The following is a 17,886-nucleotide window of genomic DNA, read 5'->3' on the forward strand; positions in this document are numbered from 1 at the left end:
AGAAGGAGAACGGATGTCCACGAACCGGCGGGAGCTCGCCGAGAAACTGCGTGCCCTGCACGAGGGCACGCTGGTACTGCCGAACGCCTGGGACGCCGCCAGCGCGGCCCTCATCGCGCGGGCCGGCGCCCCGGCGATCGCCACCACCAGCGGCGGGGTCGCGTGGTCCGCGGGACGCCCCGACGGGCACGGCCTGACGCGCGAGGAGATGGCCGCACTGGTCGCGCGGATCGTGCGCGTCGTCGACGTTCCGGTGACCGCCGACATCGAGGGCGGCTACGACGACGTCGCGGCGACCGTGCGCGCGGTCGTCGAAGCCGGCGCGGTCGGGATCAACCTGGAGGACTCGACCGCCCCCGGCGGCCCGCTTTTCGACGCCCCCGAGCAAGCCGGACGGGTCCACGCGGCCCGCGAAGCGGCGACGGCGGCCGGCCTGCCCGAGCTGTGGCTCAACGCCCGCACCGACGTCCACCTGTTCGGCATCGGCGCGCCCGAGGGCCGGCTGGACGACGTCCTGACCCGCGCGGGCGCCTACGCCGCCGCGGGCGCGGACAGCCTCTTCGTGCCCGGCCTGGTCGACCTGGAGACGCTGGAGGTACTCGTGAAGGAGAGCCCCCTGCCGGTCAACGTCATGGTGTGGCCGGGCGCGCCGACCGTCGCGGAACTGGAAGCGGTCGGCGTCCGCCGGATCAGCGTCGGCACGGCGATCGCGCAGGCCGCCTACGCCGTCGCCCAGCGCGCCGCGGCCGAACTGCTCGAACAGGGCACCTGCACCGCGTTGGAGGGCGGTCTGGACTTCGGCGCGGTCAACAGGGCCGTGACCGGTTGATTCTCCCCGGGCTGCCACTGAACCGGCAGCCGAGCCACGACACCGCACCGCACGACGCCGGAGGCCGCCACACGAGGGTGGCGGCCTCCGGGGTCGGTCACCGCGGCACTCGTTCCCACGAGCCGTCGGCGCGGCTAACTGACCAGGACACAGCTCGGGCGGTTGTTCCACGTCCCGAGGTTCGAGCTGTTGTCGATCCAGCCCGTCTGGTCGCCGTGGCTCGGGCAGTTGTACGAGTCGTAGAAGCGGACGTCGCACTGGCTGTACGTGTGCACCGACATGGTCTCGTTGTCCCAGCCCTCGTAGAGACGCAGGTCGTAAAGGCCTTCGTCGTCCGTGTAGCCGGCAGTGCAACGCTGGAAGCCGTAGAAGGTGATGCACCGTCCGGCGTAGCCGGTGAGGTGGTACAAGGTGAAGTGCTCCACCGAGCCGGCGCCGGCGGTCTCGCACGTGACGGCGGCGGACACCGATGGGGCGGTTCCGGCGCCGGCTGCGACGGACGCCTGTGCGGGGCCGGCCGTCGTCACGGCCAGCACCAGCAACCCCAGTGCGACCAGCAGTCCTCGAATACCCTTCATGATTCCTCCTCGGTGATTCGCGACGATGTCTTGTTTGCGGTTCAGTCCTCGGTGCAGGCGCTGATCACCAGGCCCGCGAGGGGCGCGTGCGAGACTCCCGCGCGAATGTCCGGAATGAGGATGTACCCGTTCGCGCCCGTGGAGCCGCAGCCGTCGTACCGGTCGCCGAGGACCAATTTGCGGCACGCGATGTACTCGCCGCCGGCGAGCCAGTATTTGATGTCGTTGCGATCGGGGCTGGCGTGGTTGAAGACGCCGACCGTGTCGGTCAGCCACACCCACGGGCCCGTGCACTGTCCCGGCGCGGAGGCGACCCGCGCCCGGCCCCGCTGGGCCTGCAGGTTCGCCTTGGTCACCGCATCGGCCTCCGCTTTGGAGGCGAACGCCTGCGGCGCGGCGGCCGGCGAATCCACCTGCTGCGCGGTCGCCGGTGCGGCGCCCTGCGCACCTGCCAGTGCGAGCGTGGCGAGCGCAGCCGCCGCGACCACCGCGAAAGAGTTCCTGAAGCGCCGGTTCGTCATGAAAACGTCCCTTCGATTGCCGATGTTCGAGCCCTTGAGGACGTTCAGTGAACGGCCTCTCGCCAATTCGACGGCGGATCCTGGACGAAGCTGGACAGATCTGGACGATCGGGGGTTACGCTGGATGAGCTCGGCGACGCGGGGAGGGCGACGTGGGGGCGGATCCGTTGCGGGTGCAGACACGCGCCGATCTGGTGCGCCAGCTCGATCTGCTGCGCACTGACGGTGCCCGGGGCAGCGGGCGGCGGAAGGTCTCGCTCGCGGAGCTGTCACAGCGCATCAAGGTGCCGCGCTCGACGTTGCACACCTACCTCACCGGGATGACGTTGCCGCCGGCGGACGTGCTGGATCGGATCGTCATCGCCCTCGGGGGTGACGCCGACGCCCAGGCTCGCTGGGCGACGGCGTGGGATCGCGTGACGGCGAGTGAGCAGCGTCGCCCCCGTGGCCCGGTCACCGCGTCCGCCGTGGTGTGCCCGCCGCGGCAGTTGCCCGCCGACGTTCCGGTCTTCACCGGTCGCGACGAACAGCTCGCCGAGCTCGACCGCCTGCTGGCCGCGAACAGCGCGGGGCGGACGGTGGTGGTCACCGCCATCGCCGGCACCGCGGGGGTGGGGAAGACCGCGCTGGCCGTGCACTGGGCGCATCGGGTGCTCGATCGGTTCCCGGACGGGCAACTGCACCTCGACCTCCGCGGCTACGACCTCGACGCGCCGGTCACGGCGGCCGAGGCGGCCGCGTCGCTGCTGCGCGCGCTCGGCGTCGCCGAGTCCGGCATCCCGCGCTCACTCGACGAGCGCGCGAGCCGGCTGCGCAGCCTGCTGGCGGGCACCAAGGTATTGCTGCTGCTCGACAACGCGAGCAACGCGGAGCAGGTGCGCTGCCTGCTGCCGGCGTCGCCCTCCTGCTTCACGGTGATCACCAGCAGGGACACGCTGTCCGGGCTGACGATCCGCGAAGGCGCCCAGCGGCTGGAGCTCGACCTGCTGTCGATGGCCGAATCGGTGACGTTGCTGCGGCACCTGCTCGGTGAGCGCGTCGACTACGAGCACGACGACGCCGAGGAGCTCGCTCGGCTGTGCGGCCGGCTGCCGCTGGCACTGCGCATCGCCGCGGAGCGGGCGCGGGTGGGCGCCGGAGCGCCCCTGCGCGAGCTGGTCGGCCAGCTCGCCGACGAGCAGCACCGATTGCGGCTGCTCGACAGCGGCGACGATCCGCGCACCACGGTTCGCGCGGTGTTCTCCTGGTCCTACCGCCGGCTCGCACCGGAGGCGGCGAAGTTGTTCCGGCTGCTGGGCTGCCATCCCGGCCGCTCCTTCGACACGCGGACGGCAGCCGCGCTCGCCGGCTGTGCGGTGGCCGCCGCGGCCCGCACGCTCGATCTGCTGGTCCGCGCCAGCCTCATCCGCCGCCTCGGGGACGGCCGCTACGACCTCCACGACCTGTTGCGCGACTACAGCCGCGAACTCGCTCGAACGGCGGTTCGCGCCGAGACGCACGCGGCGACGGAACGGCTGTTCGACCACTACACCACCACCACGGCCCAAGCGGTCGCCCTGGTGTACCCGGCGCACCGGCAGGACCCGGGCGACGCCGGCTGGCCGCGTGACGAATCCACGGCCCGGTCGTGGCTCGACGCCGAGCTCGCCAACCTCGTCGCCGTCGTCGCGGCCGCAACCGGCGAGTTCGCCGACCGGGCCGTCCGGCTGGCCGCCGTCGCGGCGAGGCACCTGGACACGACCGGCCGGTGGCGGGACGCGACCACGATGCACACCCGGGCCCGTGACGCCGCCGAAGCCATCGGCGACACCGCCGCCTACGCGACGGCGTTGCGCGACCTCGGAATGGCGGTCGAGGCGCTCGGCGACCACGAGCAGGCGCTCGCCTGCTTCCGCCGGTCCGCCGGACTCCGGCGGGATCTCGGTGACCGGGCCGGTCAAGCCGCCGCGCTCACCAGCATCGGCGTCGCCCTCGATTCGCTGAGCCGGTTCGACGAGGCCATCGCCGCTCAGCAGCAGTCGCTGCGGCTGCGCCGGGAGATCGGCGACACCCACGGCACCGCGGTGTGCCTGCTCAACCTCGGCGTCGTGCTGCAGCAGCGAGGAGACCTCGAGTGCGCCGCGGACAACTTCCGGCAGGCCATGGCCGCGTTCGACGGCCTCGGCGACCGCCTCGGCCAGGCACACGCGCAGACGAACCTCGGCAACGTCCTCAACCTCACCGACAGCCACGACGCCGCGCTCGAACACCACACCCAGGCGCTCCGCAGCTACCGCCACCTCGGCAGCCGCATCGGGGAAGCGTTCGCGCACAACGGGATCGGCGTCGCCCTCGCGGCGCTCGGCGAGCACACCGAGGCGATCGACCAGTACGCCCGCGCGCTGGAGATCACCGGGGAGATCGACGACACCGGCCTTCGTGCCGAGCTGTTCAACCGGCTCGGCCGCGCGTACCACCAAGTAGGTGACCGCGCCGCGGCACGGGCCGCGTTCGACGAGGCCCTGGTGCTGGCCCGGACGCACGGAGACCGGCTGGAGGAGGCCAACGCCTTGGCCGGCCTGGGTCAGATCGCCCACGCCAGTGGCCACCCGGCCCAGGCGACGCGGCATTGGACCGCCGCTCTTGCCCACTACGACGCCCTCGGAGTTCCGGAAGCCGACCACCTCCGCGCGCGGTTGAACGGCTGAGCGTCACCGGTCTCGAGTCCGGCGCCGGGATCCGAACAGCACCCTCACGGCGAGATGTCCAGGAATTGTCCGGCTTTTGTCTGCTCCGTTCCGCGCGGCTGCACGATTCCGGCGCGCCTCACCGCTCTGGCTGACGTGCCGGTGCGCCAATGGCCGTATCCCGCTGCCGCGGCAACGGAAACAGCTGCACGGCGCTCACTCAACCGGGTCGCGAATCCACAATAAACCGTGCCACCGGATGACTTGGGTTTCGGTGTCCACCCACAACTGCCAGCATTGTTCGTAGCGGGTACCGGCACTTTCCGCCGCTTCCGGAAATCGTCGGAGTCTTCCGGCGGCGTCGCCGCGGTCCCGCTCAAACCGTGCAGTAACCCCAAGGAGGTCAGGGTGACAACGCACTTGTTCCCGAGATTCACCGACGGTCCCGTTTTCTCGCGCACCCGGCGGGCGGGACGGCGTGCAGCCGTCGCCGTCCTGCTCGTCGCCGGGCTGTTCGCCGTCGTTCCGGCGCCGACCGGGGAGGCCGCCGCGGCCACCTCGATCTGCCTTAACGGCAAGCTCGCTTTCGACCACGCCGACGCCGAAGCCGGCACCGGGAAACCCGTGGTGACGCTGCCCGCCCGCGGCGCGGCCTGGGACCTGTGGGGCCGCACCGGCTCGACCGGTTCCAGCCAGTGGCTGACGGGCAGCACCACCTGGCCGGACGACGGCCACTTCAACGCCTGCTACGACGCGGCGGCGCCGCTGCAGGACGTGTTCATCCGCTTCCGCTCGACCAGCTGGCTGTGGCAGGTCGTCAAGAGCACGGCCGACCAGACGCAGTACTCCTTCGACACCCCGCACATCGCTTCGCTCGGGGCCAGCCAGGACATCGGCACGGTGAAGGTGCCCACGGAGATGCAACGCGCCTGGAACATCATCGACACCGTCAACCTGCTCTGGTCCAAACGGGCGAACCCGTCGACCGAATGCTGGACGCGGCACCAGGCCTGGGGCACGTGCGACATGCTCACCTACGTCTGGAGCCAGAACGCGACCAGCGGCGGTTACTGGGACCCCGGCACCAAATACGTGATCATGAACGGCAACCAGCCCGACTCCCGGCACTTCATCCTGCACGAGGCCGGACACTGGTTCATGTGGCGCCTCTACAACCGCTCGTTCCCCGCGGTCGTCAACTGCAATCCGCACTACATCACGAAGTCGAGTTCGACGTCGTGCGCCTGGACCGAGGGATTCGCCGACGCCGTCGCCGCGTATTCGATGGGCGACTACCGGTACGTCTACGACGACGGAAACGAAACGAGCATCACCAACGACAAGAATTCGGCCGGTTGGGACCCGGGCGACACGGTCCAGGGCCGGGTCGGTGCCTCACTGCTCGATTTCTGGGCCGTCAACGGGCCGGACGGCGGTAACTGGAACCGCGACATCGACCTGATGTCCCGCCAGTCCAGCCAGGACTTCAAGGACTTCTTCACGGTCGGCCGCCCCAGCGCCGTCCCGGCGCTGAGCACGACCGGCACGGCGAAGACGATCATCGACGGCCACACCATCACGTATTAGCCATCCGTGGACAGGCCGGGTCCGGGCGAGGCTTCCCTGCAAGCCCCGTCCGGACGCGGTCACGCGTGTCCGGCCGACGCACCGGAAAGCGGGTTCAGTCGACGCCTTCGACGATGCGGAAGTCGCGCTCGACGGCGTCGGAGAGGGCGGCCAGCGCCTTCTGGTAGGCCTCGCTTTCGCGGACCGCCACCGCCTGTTCGAAGCTGTCGAACTCGATCACGATGGTGCGCTCGGCGATTCCGGCGTCGTGGGCGGCGACCCGCCCGCCCCGGACGAGGACCCGGCCGCCTCCCGCCTGGACGGCCGAAGCGGCCAGCTTGTTGTAGGCAGCCAGCTTTTCCGGATCCGAAATGGTGCGGTAGGAACTGACCCAATAGCCCTTCGGCACGGAACCTCCATCACGCCGACTGAAGATCAGTCATGCGGTTCGATCATACCAGCGCTACTTCAGCACACTGACCGCGCGGGCGATGACCAGCAACGACGTCAACAGCGCCGCGACGCTCTGCACCGCCATCAGGACCTTCGCCCGGGACGACAGCGGCATCGTGTCGGTGGGGCTGAACGCCGTCGAGTTGGTGACCGAAACGTACAGGTAGTCCAGCAGGGCCGGCACCCAGTCGGACTTGACGCTGGAACCTTCGGCCACTTCCTCGACGTTGTCGGCGTTCTCGTCCTGGGAGAAGCGGAAGTCGGCCAGCGGCAAGTCGGCGCGGCCGGCCTGGGTGCGCTTGACCGGGCCGCCGCGGTCGAGCTCCCAGTAGGCCAGGCCGAACGCGATCACGTTGGTCAGCCACACCTGCAGCGCCCCCAGCAGCAGGGCCGGGCCGCTTTCGGCCGCGCCGGCGACGAGGTCGTGGATGAGCAGCACCAGTGCGCCCAGGTTGGTCACGCCGATGACCGCGACCAGCGACAGCGACAGGACGCGGGAGAGCCGGGTCTGGCGGGTGACGCGCCGCGGGTTGATCGCGACGAGCGGCACCAGCAGCACGATCTCCAGCGCCGGCACCACGAACCGGGGCGCGACCAGCAGTTGCTGCGGCAGGGCCAAGTAGAGCGCGATGGCCACGAGCGTCGCGACGACGGCCGGCAGCCGGGCCTCGCCGCGGCGTTGGTGGCGGGGGTGGCGGGTCCGGACCTCGGCCCGATCGGCTGGCATGGTGGCGCTCCTCGCGGACGGCCGTCGACCGGCCTCTGTTCGTCGGGACGCCAGCCTAACGTCCGGCACGGCCCCTGCCGAGTACCGCACGTCCCGCGTCGGAGGCCCGAGGCCGACCGGCCGCCGGAATGTCCGTTTTGGACAGATGGTCGATTGCGCCCGCCCCCGTCATCAGGCTTCCCGGTCGGCGCGGTTCGCTCGGCCGCAGGTTCGGCTGTCAGCGCGGCGCGGTCGCCGTGGCCAGGACGCGTCGCATTCCGTCGAAGCTGGGGAGGAGCCGCCGGGCTTCCTCCTGCATGGACCGCATCCCGGGGTCGTCACCGGCGTCGGCGGCGAGCGCCTGCTGCCACAGCGTTTGCTCGGCCGCTCGCCACACCGGCTTGTCGGTGACCTCGACGTCCACGAAGCCGGCCGACGGCAGCTGCGCGGCCAGATCCATTTCCCGCATGCGCCGCGGCAACCGCTCGTCGGCCGGGTCCAGCGCTTCCCAGCAGGTGACGACCACGCGGCCGCCGGGCCGCAGCACCCGGCGGCATTCGCGCAGCGCGGCCGGCTTCGGCTCGGCGAACTGCAGGGAGTCGACGACGAGCACCGCGTCGACCGACGCCGGGCCCAGCCCGGTGCCGGTCAGCTCGCCCACCCGGAAACCGGCCCGGTCCGCCAGGCCCAGCTCCCGTGCCCGGCGGTGCGCCTGCTCGAGGGCGACGGCCGAAAAGTCCACCCCGACCACCCGGACCCCGGTGCGCCGCGCGATCTCCAGTCCGTAGCCGCCACGACCGCACGCCAGGTCCAGCAGCACCTGTCCCTCGCGCAGCGCGAGCTCCGCCACGACCTCGTCGAGCCCGGCCCCGGTCAGCAGGCTGGTGGACTGCAGGCCCGGTGGCAGACCGAGCACCCGCCGCACCAGCTCGTCGGCGACCGGCGAATCCGTCCGGTCCGCGTACCAGCGATCGAACTCCGCAGCTCCCAGCTCCACGCCCGGACCCTCTCACATCCCGGCTCGTGCGGTGGGCCCATCGAGAGGGCCTCCTGGCCGGACTTCGCGGGTGACCGGCGCGTCAGCCGGGGGAACGTGGGATCGTGGTCGGGTGGACGTCTCGGACGATCCCGGCTCGGCCGCCGCGGAGGCCACCCGCCTCGCCGGTGCGCGGTTGGACGATCTCCGCCGGCGGCGGGCGGAACTCGCCGCCGACCGGCGGACCGGTGACGCCGGTGCCCGGCAGGAGGGCGCGGATTCCGCGCTCGAGGCCGCCCAGCGGCGGGAACGAGCCGCGCGTAGCCGGCTGCAGGACGCGCTGCGACGGGCCGCCCGAGCCCACGATCGCGCCGCCGCGCGACACGATGAGGCCGCTGCCCGGAGCCGGGGTGCGGCCGCGGAAGAACACCGCCGCAAGGCCGCCGGCCACCGGTCCGCGGCCGGCGCCGACCGCCGGCGCGCCGACGACCTCACCTCGGGCGAGCACTCGCCGTGAAGGCCGGTGCCGCTCGGGAGCGAGTGCCCCGGGCGGCCGAAGCGGGACGACCCTGCCGGCCCCTCGGTTGGACCGGCAGGGTCTGGACCCGAAGGAACCCGTACGGGAGATCCGGATCTACGCTCTCGTTACCCCACCCGCGCGGGCGGAAAACACGAATCTTTCTCTCACCACGTCGTGCCGCGCGAGGGCTCGTAGCGGCCGGGCGGCCCGGCGCGTTAGGTTGGTCGCTGCGATGGTTGAGAACGCAGCCGTCTTCCACAGCTACTCAGGGAGACCGGCATGGACACCGACCAGGACTGGCAGCGCGACAAGGCCGCGTTCGTCGCGAACGACGAGCTCGCCCCCGGACCGCTGGCGGAGCAGTTCGCCCGGCTGACGCGCACCCTGGTCGCCGCCCCGACCGTGGAGGACGTCCTGCGGCGCGTGCTCGAGGCCACGACCGCGATGGTTCCGGCCGCCGACCTGGCCAGCTTCACCCTGCTCGACGCCGACGGCCACTTCCACACCCCCGCCGAGACCGACGAGGTCGCCACCGAGCTCGACCGGCTGCAGTACCGGTTCCGGGAAGGCCCCTGCGTCGAAGCCGCCGACCCGGGCGGCCCGGCGGTGGCGATCGCCCCGGACCTCGCGGCCGAAGCGCGCTGGCCCCGGTGGGCGCCGGCCGCCACGCAGCTCGCCATGGGGTCCGTCGTGTCCACCGCGCTCCTCACCGGGCCGCCGACCGGCGAGTCCAGTGGCGCCCTCAACGTCTACTCGCGGTCGCGGCACGGGCTGGACGCGGCGGACCGGGACGTCCTGCTGCTGCTGGCCACCCACGCCTCCCTCGCCCTGGCCGCCACCGACGCCGTCACCCGGGCGGAACTGAAGGCGGCGCACCTGCGCCGGGCGATCGACAGCCGCGACGTGATCGGCCAGGCCAAGGGCATCATCATGGCCCGGCGGGGTGTCTCCGCGGACGACGCGTTCGACGTCCTGCGGCGGACGTCCCAGGACCTCAACGTCAAGCTGGCCGAACTCGCCCGGACGCTCGCCGGCCGCCACACCGAGATCGACCTGCCCGCCCGCTGAGCGGCGCCGCCGGTCACCCCCGGCCGGCGGCGAGCAGGTCGTTTTCCCGGACCTCCGGAGCCGAGAGCGTCTTGTAGCCGTGCTCATCGAACACGACGGTGACCTTCTCGTCGTCGGTGGACATCACGATGCCGCGGCCCCACTCGCCGTGCTCGACCACGCTGTTGACCGCGAACGCCCCATCCCCGGCCGAGAGCGCTTCGGCGGTGCCGGCGATGCAGGTGTCGCAGTTGCCGCAGGGCTGCTCGAGCTGCTCGCCGAAGTAGCCGAGGAGGAACTGGCGGCGGCAGCCGGTCGTCTCGGCGTACCCGCGCATCATCTCGATCCGCGACCGGATCAGCCGCTGGTGGGCTTCGGCGGCCTCGACGCCGAGCTCGACGGCCTGGCCCGGGTCCACGTCCCCGCGGTATTCGAGGCGGCCGTCGGCCGTGACGCCGACCGACCCCGTCTCTTCCAGCAGGTTCACCGCCCGGGTGCGCTGGGCCGCCGAGACGTCCACCCGCCTGCCCAGCTCGGCCGGCTTCAGCGGCGTGTCGTGCCCGGCGAGGGTGGTGGCCACCTCGGCCAGCGCCTGCTCGGGCGCCTTCGCCGCGGTGAGGAACTTCTGCCTGCCGAGGTCCCGCGGCCGGTGGTACAGCGTGATTTCCGCCGGTTCCCCGTCGCGGCCGGCGCGGCCGATCTGCTGGTAGTACGTGTCGAGCGACTCCGGGGCCGCCGCGTGCAGCACGAACCGCAGGCCGGGCTTGTCGATCCCCATGCCGAACGCCGAAGTCGCCACCACGACGTCGAGGTCGTCGCGCAGTAACTCCTCGTGCACCCGTTCGCGGTCGGCCGCCTTCATCCCGGCGTGGTAGGCCGCCACGCGGACCCCTTCGGCGGCGAGCTCGTCCGCGTAGGTTTCCGCGTCCTTGCGGCTGGTGACGTACACCAGGCCCGGACGGGTCGCCGGATCCGCCGTCAGCGCCCGCGTCCGGGTGAGGACCGCCTGGTGCCGGTCGTCGTCGTCCGGCAGCGGATCGACCCCGAGGCACAGGTTGGGCCGGTCGAAACTGGCGAGCACCTCGCGGTGGTCGCGCAGCCCCAGCCGGGCCACGATGTCGGTGCGCACCGGCAGCGCCGCGGTCGCGGTCAAGGCGATCACCCGCGGGTGCCCCAGCCGCTCGATCACCGGCGCCAGGCGCAGGTAGTCCGGCCGGAAGTCGTGGCCCCACGCCGAGACGCAGTGTGCTTCGTCCACCACGAACAGCGAGACACCGAGCTCGGCGACCGCGTCGAGCACCTCGTCGGAGGCCAGCTGCTCCGGGGACAGGAACAGGTACTCCGCTTCGCCCGCCCGCAGCGACTCCCACGCGTGCTTGCGCTCGGCCGCGCGCTGCGCGGAGTTCAGCGCAACGGCCGCTGGGGCGCGGCTTTCCTCGATGCCTTCGATCTGGTCGTTCTGCAGGGCGATCAGCGGCGACACGACCAGGGTCGGGCCGTCCAGCAGCAACGCGGGCACCTGGTAGATCGCGGACTTCCCGGCGCCGGTGGGCAGCACGGCGAGGACGTCGTGCCCGGCCATCACCTGCTCCATCGCGGCCAGCTGCTCGCCGGTCAGCTGGGCCCAGCCGAACTTCTCCGCCGCGATCCGCTGGAGTTCCTCGTGTCTTCCTGCCATCCGCCGCAGGTACCCGCGCCCGGGGCGGAAAAACGCCGCCGCGTCGTCAGCCGGGCGATCGGGTGCACGGCCACCTCCCGGCGACCACCCCGGTAGGGCACCCCGCCGCGCAGCAGCCGGCCCGCAGCACACGCCCCGCTGGCCGCGGCGGCCGGTGCGGTCCTCGTCCAGGACCCGCCGACCCCGGGAGCCCGAGCATGCCCGCGACCGCTCCGGCCCGGGTGCCCGGCGCCGCCTGGCCGGCGGCCGAGCTCGGGCCCGCCGTCGCCGACCTGCTCGTGCCCGGCCCCTCCCGGCGACCGGACGGCGTCGACCGCCAGGTCGCCGGACTCGACGACGCGCTGTGGACCGCGGTGTCACAGCTGCCCGCGAACGCCGTCCTGCCGCGCTGCCGGCCCGGTGGTTCGCCGGGGCAATCCGGCGACGACGACTGACGGCCCCGATCCGCCTGCGCCGCCGCGCCGGACGCCGAACCGCTCAGCCGCGCGACCACCGCTGATCCGCCGCCCCAGCGCACGGCCGGACGACGAACGGCGTCCCATCAGCCGTCCCGTGCCCCTTCACGTCGAGGCACTTGCCGGAACCGACGTTGACCACCGCGCCGCTCGCCTGGACCCGCCACTGCTGCGTCGCGGCTCCGGTGCAGCTGTGGATCTGCACCGCGGTGCCGTCGGCCGTCGCGCCGGCGGCGGGCTCCAGGCACTTGGTGCCGAACACCTCGAGCCGGTTGCTCGTCGTCGACGTCCACGCCTGGTTGCTGCCGTTGTCGCACGACCACAGCGCCGGCACGGTCCCGTCGGCCTGGTTCGCCGCCGGGACGTCGGCGCACTTGCCCGACTCCGCCGACTCGAGGGTGCCCGTGGTGTCGCCGCGGGCCCACTGCTGGTTCGCGCCCCCGGTGCAGTCCCAGACCACCAGCGGGGTGCCGTCGGTTGTGCCGTGCGCGTTCGAGTCGAGGCATCGGACGGATCCGGGGTTGGCGACCGAGCCGTCGGCTTGGACGGTCCACTGCTGCGCGGCGGAGCCGTCGCAACCGGCGATCTCGGCCGGCGTGCCGTTCGCCGTGCCGCCGGCCCGGGTGGCCAGGTACTTGGTGCCGTAGACCCTCAGCCGCTCGCCGAGCCGGTGAGGAACTGCCGGCCGGGGCGGGTTCGAGTACAGCACGGCGATCAGCGGTCAGTTCATGAAGCCGGTCAGCCGAATTCACTGGCCCACAACGGTTTCCCGGTGGCGACGGCGCGCAGGTGGTCGCGTCCGAAAGATAGCCGCACGGGTAGTGGGAGCCGACGACACCGACGGCCGCGCCGAACCGGCTGTCGGCGAGCACGTCGTCGGCCGTGTTCCAGCCCGTGTCGTCCCCGACGATCTGCACGGCGCCGTAGCCGCGGGCGTCCAGTGCCGAGCGCAGGTTCTCGTACCAGGTCTTGTCGTGGCCGCGTTCGTTCCAGCCGCCGAGGTAACCGATGGTCAGCCAGGGCCACGAACTTGATCGCCGGGTTGCGGGCGACCGCCTGCTCGCCCAGCCAGAACTCGTAGCCGGCGGTGCAGTCGATGTCGCCGCGCACGTGCTGGTGACTCGGTCCGGCGCCGTCGGTCGAGTTCGCGTCCCCGCCGATTTCGAGCTTGAGCAACTGTACGGCGGCGCCGTAGCAGCCGGGAATTCCCGCCACCGCCGCTGATCGCGCCGACGCCGTCGACGGTCCGGCCGGTGCGGCCACCGTCGACGGCGACCGTGGTGGTGGCCGCGGCGGCGGGCGCCACCGAGGACCGCCGGCGAGCAGCGCTGCCGAAAGCAGGAGGAGAATCCGGCGCAGCGTCGAGTCGCGGTGGTCTGGGCGCGCCGGCAGGACTTCGCCAGCACAGCTCCCGGCCGCGCGCGAAGTCAAGGCACACCGGCGATCACGTCTCGTCATCGGTCTGGTCGGCCCGGAAGCTCCCCGGCCGGAACCCGTTTCGCGGCCGGCTCCCCGGGGTAGCCGCCGGGGGTCGCCGGAGGTGGGCCGTGGAAGACTCGTTCGAGCCGGAGCGCCTGGGAATCGTGCGCTCGGAGACAAGCACCGGATTCGCGGCACTGGCGTTGTCGGGGGACCTGGACGCCGCAACGGCACCGAAGCTGACCGGCACCGTGGTCGAAGTGCTGGCCGAGGAGCGCGAAGTGCTCATCTTGGATCTGTCCGGGCTGTTGTTCCTGTCCGCCGCCGGAGCCCGCTCGATCCGGCTCACCCACGACGCCGCCGGAGCCACCCGGCTGCGCGTCGTGACGGGCGGCGTCCGTGCGGTGGAGCACGTGCTGCGGGCGACGGGGTTCACGGCGGTGCTGGACTGCTACCCGACCCGGTCCGCGGCGCTGAGCGCCGGCAGCCGGAAGTCCTTCGTGAGCCAGGTGATCGCCTGCTGGGACGTCGACCGCTGACGACCCGGTCCGGCTTCTCCCCCGGCACGCCCCCGACCGGCTCCCGGTGGATCTCCTGAGCCGGTGCGGGCTTTCCCGCCGCCCCCAGGGCGGGAAAGCCCGGTCGGTCACGGAAGGCTGAGACCGTACGCCTGCAGCACCGCCGGCACCGGCTGGAAGAACGTCTCGCCGCCGGACGTGCAGTCGCCGCTGCCGCCGGAGGTCAGGCCGATGGCCGTGGCGCCGTCGAACAGCGCGCCGCCGCTGTCGCCCGGCTCGGCGCACACGTCGGTGTCGATCAGGCCGTACACCGAGCCTTCTTCGTAGTTGACCGTCGCGTCGAGGCCGGTGACCGTGCCGGAGTAGACGCCGCTGGTGGATCCGCTGCGCGTCACCGGTTCGCCGACCGAAGCGTCACCGGCGCCGGTGATCTCCTGGCCGGTGTTGACCGCGCTCGGCCCTTCGGCTCCCGGGTCGTAGGCGGCGTAGGAGTAGTCCGTGCCCGGGAAGTCGGCCCGCTGGGTGCTCGCGATGTGCTCGTAGTTCCCGGAATCGGCCCACCAGTCGTTCGTCGCGACGCCGCAGTGCCCGGCGGTGATGAAGCCGGGGTTGCCGCCCGGATCGTGCACGTTGAAGCCCAGGGAACAGCGCAGGCCCTGACCCCAGATCGCATCGCCGCCGCTGAGCAGCGGACGCAACCGGGCGGTCCGCTCGAGGCGGGCTTTCGCGCCGAAGCCGCGTACCTGAGCTGTCAGCTTCGCCAGCGCGGCGCCGGTGACCGTGGGGTCGGCCGTCACGCGGACCTGGCCGGTCCGCGGGTCGATCCGCCACGCGGTGCCGGGAATGCGGTCGAACCGGTTCAGCAGACCGGTCACCGCGGCGAGCTCGGACCGGCGGAAGGGCACCGGCCGGGGCTCGGCACCGGCCGCCCGCACCTGCGCCGCCGCGGCGGCGTCGGTGACGGTGACGACCAAGTGCGCGTTGTCGTAGTAGGCACCCACGGTGCGGTCACCGAGACCGCTCGTGAGCTGTTCGCCGAGCGCGGTCGCGGCCCGGACGTCCATGGGCTGGGCGGCGATCGCCGCGGCGGTCGGCGTGAGGGCGATCCCGGCGGCGAGCACCGCGGCGGCACAGATCGTGCCGCCACGCCGGATCCGGGAAGCCGGACGGGCAGTGGACATGGGTCATCTCCATGCTTGTGGGATGGGACGATGACACACCGGTGCGGAAAGCGCGCGTCGCCAGCCTACGACGGTGCGCCATTTTCCTTCCACCGACCAAAGTCGCATTCCTCCGGCACACCGGATCCGGCGAAGTCCATTTCCGGGAAAGCAAAAGAACCGCCGGTTTTCCGGCAACGGCGAATGGCCGGTTCGCGGCAGGCCGGCCGAGCCGGGATTATCCACCCCCACCTCTGTGAGGACCCTGAGAAGACACGGAACGACTATGTCCTCATTGGACTGTATCCGGGCGCGGCCGGGTTTCGCCGGCCCGGCACTCAGGTCCAGTACAGCGCCCGGGCGGCGGGCAGCCGCTCCGCCAGCGCGGTGTCGAACCACGTACGCAGTTCGTGCATGTCTTCCCGGCGGTAGACGTACTTCACCGAGCCGTACTTGCCGAACTTGCGTGACCGCTGCTCCGGATCCATCTCCAGCTTCGTGCGCGGGTACCAGCCGGTGAGGACTTCCCGGCTGCCCGGGGTGAACCGGTGCGTGATGCACTCGACGGTCAGGTCGAGCCCGGGCACGGCGTCGAGTTCCGCGGCGGCCGCGTCCAGCAACGCGCCGTACTCGTCCCGCCAGCCGGGCACGGGCATGATCGGGGCGATCGTCAGGCCGACCGGGTACCCCGCGCGAGCCAGCCTGCCGAGCCCGGCGAGCCGGGCGGCCACGGGATCGGTACCGCCTTCGAAGCGCCCGGCCACCCCGGCGGCGTTGACCGACGCGCGGATCCGCGTCCGGCCGCCGTGCGGCAGGCCGAGCAACGGCTCGACGGCGCCGAACTTGGTGGTCGCGCGCAGCTGCACCGGGCCGCCGAAGCCGTGGGTGCCCACGTGCGCGACCGCGGCGGCGAGGCTGCCGGTGACGTGCTCGATGCCCAGCGGATCGGTGTAGCACGACGCCTCGAAGGTCGTGCCCTCGTGGGCACGCGCGGCCGTGCCGGACGTGACGCCGCCGCGGCCGACGTAGGCGTCCATCCCGGCGAGGATGTCGTCGAGGTCGGCGTACACGCGGGTGACGGGCGGGCCGGACAGCGAGCCGGCCAGGTAGCAGTACTGGCAGTGCGCGGGACAGCCCTCGGCCAGGTCGAGCCGCCAGTCCGCGCTGGGCGGGATGGGCTGGAGCTTCCGCTTCGACGGCGGGCTGACCACCACCGCGAGCGTCGACTTCGCCCGGGCGTAGGTGGCGCGCTCGTCTTCGCCCCGCAGGCCGGTGATCCGGTCGGAGCGCAGGAACTCGATGTCGGCGACACCCGCGGCCTCGCACCGCGCGACGATCTCGGCGGCGTGCGGCCGCTCGGCGGCCGACCGGGTGACGACGACGTGTCGGGGGGTCCACAAGCGGGAGCGGGTCTGCGATGCGGTCATCACTGTTGTTCAACGCACCGCCGCCCGCCGGTGCATCCGGGGGCCGGCTAGACGTCGGTCACAGCCGGCCCCCGGTCGAGCTCACCCGGCGAGCGTCGCCTGCAGAGTGATCTCGGGCACCCCGGCCAGTGCGCGGCTGACCGGGCAGTTCGCCTTGGCCTGCTCGGCGTACTCGCGGAACTGCGCCTCGTCGACGCCGGCGACGCGGCCCTGCGTCGTCAGCTCGATCTTGAGGATCGTCGGCGCCCCGTCGACCGGCCGCAGCGTCACCGCCGCGTCCGTTTCGATCGACTCGGCCGGGAAGCCCGCGCCGGCCAGGGTGCTCGCGAGGGCCATCGAGAAGCAGGACGCGTGGGCCGCGGCGATGAGCTGCTCCGGGTTGGACCCGGGGCCGTCCTCGAAGCGGGACTTGTAGGTGACGCCGCCGCTGATGCTGCCCCCGCCCGCGGTGAACTGCCCGGACCCCGTGGGGATGTCGCCGTTCCAGTTCGCGTGGGCCTTCGAGACGGGCATGGGTCCTCCAAAGATCGGGTCGGTGCTCGTGCCGAGTCAATCAGGACCGGGCCCGCTCCGCCAAAGGTGTCCGGAACTCGCGCCGTTCGCCACCTCCGATCACCCGATCAGGCCCGGCCCTGCTCAGTACGCTGAACCCATGCTCGACAAGACCCCGGCGGACCTGAGCGCCGTGCTCGGCGGCGTCGCTCGCACCCTGCAGGCCGAGCCGGACGTCGGCTCGACCCTCGCCGCGATCGTCGAAGCCGCCGTCGACCACGTCGACGGCGCCGCGTACGCCGGTATCACCCTGGTCGAGCAGGACGGCTCGCTGCGCACCGTCGCCCCCACCGACGAAGTCGTCTCGGCGATCGACCGGCTGCAGTACCGCTCCGGACAGGGGCCCTGCCTCGACGCGATCGCCGAACACCGCGTTTTCCGCACCGGCGACCTCACCGCCGAAGCCCGCTGGTCCGGCTTCGCCGCCGCGGCCGCCGGGACCGGGATCCGCTCGATCCTGTCCTACCGGCTGTTCGTCACCGGTACCACCCTCGGCGCGCTGACCATGTACTCCGGCACCCGTGACGCGTTCACCGACCGGACCGTCGACGACGGCGCCGTGTTCGCCACCCACGCGGCCATCGCCCTGGTCGGCGCGCAGACCGAAGCGCAGCTGCAGGCCGCCGTCGAAGGCCGCGACATGATCGGCATGGCCAAGGGGCTCCTCATGGCGCGCCACGCCGTCGACCCCGTCCAGGCGTTCCGGTTGCTCGTCGAGGCGTCGCAGACCACCAACGTGAAACTGCGCGACGTCGCCGCCTGGCTGGTGGAGCACCACCGCGAAATGTGACGTGCCGGCGTGTCCGTCGTCGTGA

Annotated in this window: 18 protein-coding genes and 2 pseudogenes; 7 read left to right on the forward strand and 13 right to left on the reverse strand. The window is 72.3% G+C overall.

The features are described from left to right. Window positions 1-13: 13 nt before the first annotated feature. Window positions 14-829, forward strand: coding sequence for an isocitrate lyase/phosphoenolpyruvate mutase family protein (locus tag ACLJPY_RS27730; protein WP_410592767.1), 816 nt, complete (start codon window positions 14-16; stop codon window positions 827-829). A gap of 134 nt (window positions 830-963) precedes the next feature. Here the strand turns inward: ACLJPY_RS27730 and ACLJPY_RS27735 are convergent, their stop codons facing one another. Both ACLJPY_RS27735 and ACLJPY_RS27740 read right to left on the reverse strand, forming a co-directional pair. Further along, on the reverse strand, window positions 964-1,407 hold the full coding sequence (locus tag ACLJPY_RS27735; RefSeq protein ID WP_410592768.1) for a hypothetical protein: 444 nt from the start codon (window positions 1,405-1,407) through the stop codon (window positions 964-966). Between the two features lie 41 nt (window positions 1,408-1,448). Further along, window positions 1,449-1,928 (reverse strand): hypothetical protein, encoded by a 480-nt coding sequence (locus ACLJPY_RS27740; RefSeq protein ID WP_410592770.1) that lies wholly within the window; start codon window positions 1,926-1,928, stop codon window positions 1,449-1,451. A 152-nt stretch (window positions 1,929-2,080) separates the two neighbouring features. On the opposite strand from ACLJPY_RS27740, the gene ACLJPY_RS27745 reads away from it, so the two are divergent. Together ACLJPY_RS27745 and ACLJPY_RS27750 are read left to right on the forward strand one after the other, a co-directional pair. Then, window positions 2,081-4,615: an ATP-binding protein gene (locus tag ACLJPY_RS27745; RefSeq protein WP_410592771.1), complete on the forward strand. Its 2,535-nt coding sequence runs from the start codon at window positions 2,081-2,083 to the stop codon at window positions 4,613-4,615. Window positions 4,616-5,002: 387 nt separating this feature from the next. Further along, entirely contained in the window at window positions 5,003-6,181 is a 1,179-nt protein-coding gene (locus ACLJPY_RS27750; RefSeq protein WP_410592773.1) for a metalloprotease, read from the forward strand. A 94-nt stretch (window positions 6,182-6,275) separates the two neighbouring features. Here the strand turns inward: ACLJPY_RS27750 and ACLJPY_RS27755 are convergent, their stop codons facing one another. From ACLJPY_RS27755 to ACLJPY_RS27770, 4 genes are all read right to left on the reverse strand, one after another. Next, window positions 6,276-6,569, reverse strand: a complete 294-nt coding sequence (locus tag ACLJPY_RS27755; protein WP_410592774.1) for a DUF1330 domain-containing protein — start codon at window positions 6,567-6,569, stop codon at window positions 6,276-6,278. Between the two features lie 54 nt (window positions 6,570-6,623). Further along, window positions 6,624-7,340: a hypothetical protein gene (locus tag ACLJPY_RS27760; protein ID WP_410592776.1), complete on the reverse strand. Its 717-nt coding sequence runs from the start codon at window positions 7,338-7,340 to the stop codon at window positions 6,624-6,626. Between the two features lie 217 nt (window positions 7,341-7,557). Then, complete coding sequence (locus ACLJPY_RS27765; RefSeq protein WP_410592777.1) at window positions 7,558-8,316, reverse strand: class I SAM-dependent methyltransferase; 759 nt, start codon at window positions 8,314-8,316, stop codon at window positions 7,558-7,560. 82 nt (window positions 8,317-8,398) lie between these two features. Beyond that, on the reverse strand, window positions 8,399-8,803 hold the full coding sequence (locus ACLJPY_RS27770) for a hypothetical protein (protein ID WP_410592779.1): 405 nt from the start codon (window positions 8,801-8,803) through the stop codon (window positions 8,399-8,401). Window positions 8,804-9,094: 291 nt separating this feature from the next. Here ACLJPY_RS27770 and ACLJPY_RS27775 point away from each other — a divergent pair, with 291 nt between their 5' ends. Further along, window positions 9,095-9,883 (forward strand): GAF and ANTAR domain-containing protein, encoded by a 789-nt coding sequence (locus ACLJPY_RS27775; protein ID WP_410592781.1) that lies wholly within the window; start codon window positions 9,095-9,097, stop codon window positions 9,881-9,883. 13 nt (window positions 9,884-9,896) lie between these two features. On the opposite strand, the gene ACLJPY_RS27780 is transcribed toward ACLJPY_RS27775, so the two are convergent. Continuing rightward, window positions 9,897-11,540, reverse strand: coding sequence for a RecQ family ATP-dependent DNA helicase (locus ACLJPY_RS27780; RefSeq protein WP_410592783.1), 1,644 nt, complete (start codon window positions 11,538-11,540; stop codon window positions 9,897-9,899). 197 nt (window positions 11,541-11,737) lie between these two features. Here ACLJPY_RS27780 and ACLJPY_RS27785 point away from each other — a divergent pair, with 197 nt between their 5' ends. After that, a complete protein-coding gene (locus ACLJPY_RS27785; protein ID WP_410592784.1) occupies window positions 11,738-11,974 on the forward strand; it encodes a hypothetical protein in 237 nt (78 codons plus the stop codon). Between the two features lie 43 nt (window positions 11,975-12,017). On the opposite strand, the gene ACLJPY_RS27790 is transcribed toward ACLJPY_RS27785, so the two are convergent. The 3 genes and pseudogenes from ACLJPY_RS27790 to ACLJPY_RS27800 form a co-directional block, all read right to left on the reverse strand. Continuing rightward, on the reverse strand, window positions 12,018-12,704 hold the full coding sequence (locus ACLJPY_RS27790) for an RICIN domain-containing protein (RefSeq protein WP_410592786.1): 687 nt from the start codon (window positions 12,702-12,704) through the stop codon (window positions 12,018-12,020). Window positions 12,705-12,852: 148 nt separating this feature from the next. Next, window positions 12,853-13,011, reverse strand: a pseudogene (locus ACLJPY_RS27795) (hypothetical protein); the annotation flags it as partial. Window positions 13,012-13,072: 61 nt separating this feature from the next. After that, window positions 13,073-13,453 (reverse strand): annotated as a pseudogene (locus tag ACLJPY_RS27800) (hypothetical protein); the annotation flags it as partial. Between the two features lie 89 nt (window positions 13,454-13,542). Here ACLJPY_RS27800 and ACLJPY_RS27805 point away from each other — a divergent pair. Then, entirely contained in the window at window positions 13,543-13,953 is a 411-nt protein-coding gene (locus ACLJPY_RS27805; protein ID WP_410592787.1) for an STAS domain-containing protein, read from the forward strand. Between the two features lie 107 nt (window positions 13,954-14,060). Here the strand turns inward: ACLJPY_RS27805 and ACLJPY_RS27810 are convergent, their stop codons facing one another. The 3 genes from ACLJPY_RS27810 to ACLJPY_RS27820 all read right to left on the reverse strand — a co-directional run bounded on the left by ACLJPY_RS27810 (window position 14,061) and on the right by ACLJPY_RS27820 (window position 17,032). After that, window positions 14,061-15,113 carry a S1 family peptidase gene (locus tag ACLJPY_RS27810; protein ID WP_410592789.1) on the reverse strand — a complete coding sequence of 351 codons (1,053 nt, stop codon included), beginning with the start codon at window positions 15,111-15,113 and terminating at the stop codon, window positions 14,061-14,063. 317 nt (window positions 15,114-15,430) lie between these two features. After that, the gene (locus ACLJPY_RS27815; RefSeq protein ID WP_410592790.1) at window positions 15,431-16,492 is read right to left on the reverse strand and encodes a spore photoproduct lyase family protein; all 1,062 of its coding nucleotides are present in this window, start codon (window positions 16,490-16,492) and stop codon (window positions 15,431-15,433) included. Window positions 16,493-16,600: 108 nt separating this feature from the next. Continuing rightward, window positions 16,601-17,032 (reverse strand): OsmC family peroxiredoxin, encoded by a 432-nt coding sequence (locus ACLJPY_RS27820; protein ID WP_329048788.1) that lies wholly within the window; start codon window positions 17,030-17,032, stop codon window positions 16,601-16,603. 139 nt (window positions 17,033-17,171) lie between these two features. Between ACLJPY_RS27820 and ACLJPY_RS27825 the strand changes: the two genes are divergently transcribed. Then, window positions 17,172-17,861 carry a GAF and ANTAR domain-containing protein gene (locus ACLJPY_RS27825; RefSeq protein ID WP_410592792.1) on the forward strand — a complete coding sequence of 230 codons (690 nt, stop codon included), beginning with the start codon at window positions 17,172-17,174 and terminating at the stop codon, window positions 17,859-17,861. Window positions 17,862-17,886 lie beyond the last annotated feature (25 nt).

The sequence above is a fragment of the Amycolatopsis sp. lyj-23 genome, assembly GCF_046549135.1.
Classification (GTDB): Bacteria; Actinomycetota; Actinomycetes; order Mycobacteriales; family Pseudonocardiaceae; genus Amycolatopsis.

What these genes read in the sequence shown, in the direction of transcription:
- ACLJPY_RS27735 (WP_410592768.1), bottom strand. Translation starts at nt 1,407, where the DNA reads ATGAAGGGTATTCGAGGACTGCTGGTCGCACTGGGGTTGCTGGTGCTG.
- ACLJPY_RS27775 (WP_410592781.1), top strand. Translation starts at nt 9,095, where the DNA reads ATGGACACCGACCAGGACTGGCAGCGCGACAAGGCCGCGTTCGTCGCG.
- ACLJPY_RS27785 (WP_410592784.1), top strand. Translation starts at nt 11,738, where the DNA reads ATGCCCGCGACCGCTCCGGCCCGGGTGCCCGGCGCCGCCTGGCCGGCG.
- ACLJPY_RS27820 (WP_329048788.1), bottom strand. Translation starts at nt 17,032, where the DNA reads ATGCCCGTCTCGAAGGCCCACGCGAACTGGAACGGCGACATCCCCACG.
- ACLJPY_RS27810 (WP_410592789.1), bottom strand. Translation starts at nt 15,113, where the DNA reads ATGTCCACTGCCCGTCCGGCTTCCCGGATCCGGCGTGGCGGCACGATC.
- ACLJPY_RS27740 (WP_410592770.1), bottom strand. Translation starts at nt 1,928, where the DNA reads ATGACGAACCGGCGCTTCAGGAACTCTTTCGCGGTGGTCGCGGCGGCT.
- ACLJPY_RS27780 (WP_410592783.1), bottom strand. Translation starts at nt 11,540, where the DNA reads ATGGCAGGAAGACACGAGGAACTCCAGCGGATCGCGGCGGAGAAGTTC.
- ACLJPY_RS27825 (WP_410592792.1), top strand. Translation starts at nt 17,172, where the DNA reads ATGCTCGACAAGACCCCGGCGGACCTGAGCGCCGTGCTCGGCGGCGTC.
- ACLJPY_RS27760 (WP_410592776.1), bottom strand. Translation starts at nt 7,340, where the DNA reads ATGCCAGCCGATCGGGCCGAGGTCCGGACCCGCCACCCCCGCCACCAA.
- ACLJPY_RS27730 (WP_410592767.1), top strand. Translation starts at nt 14, where the DNA reads ATGTCCACGAACCGGCGGGAGCTCGCCGAGAAACTGCGTGCCCTGCAC.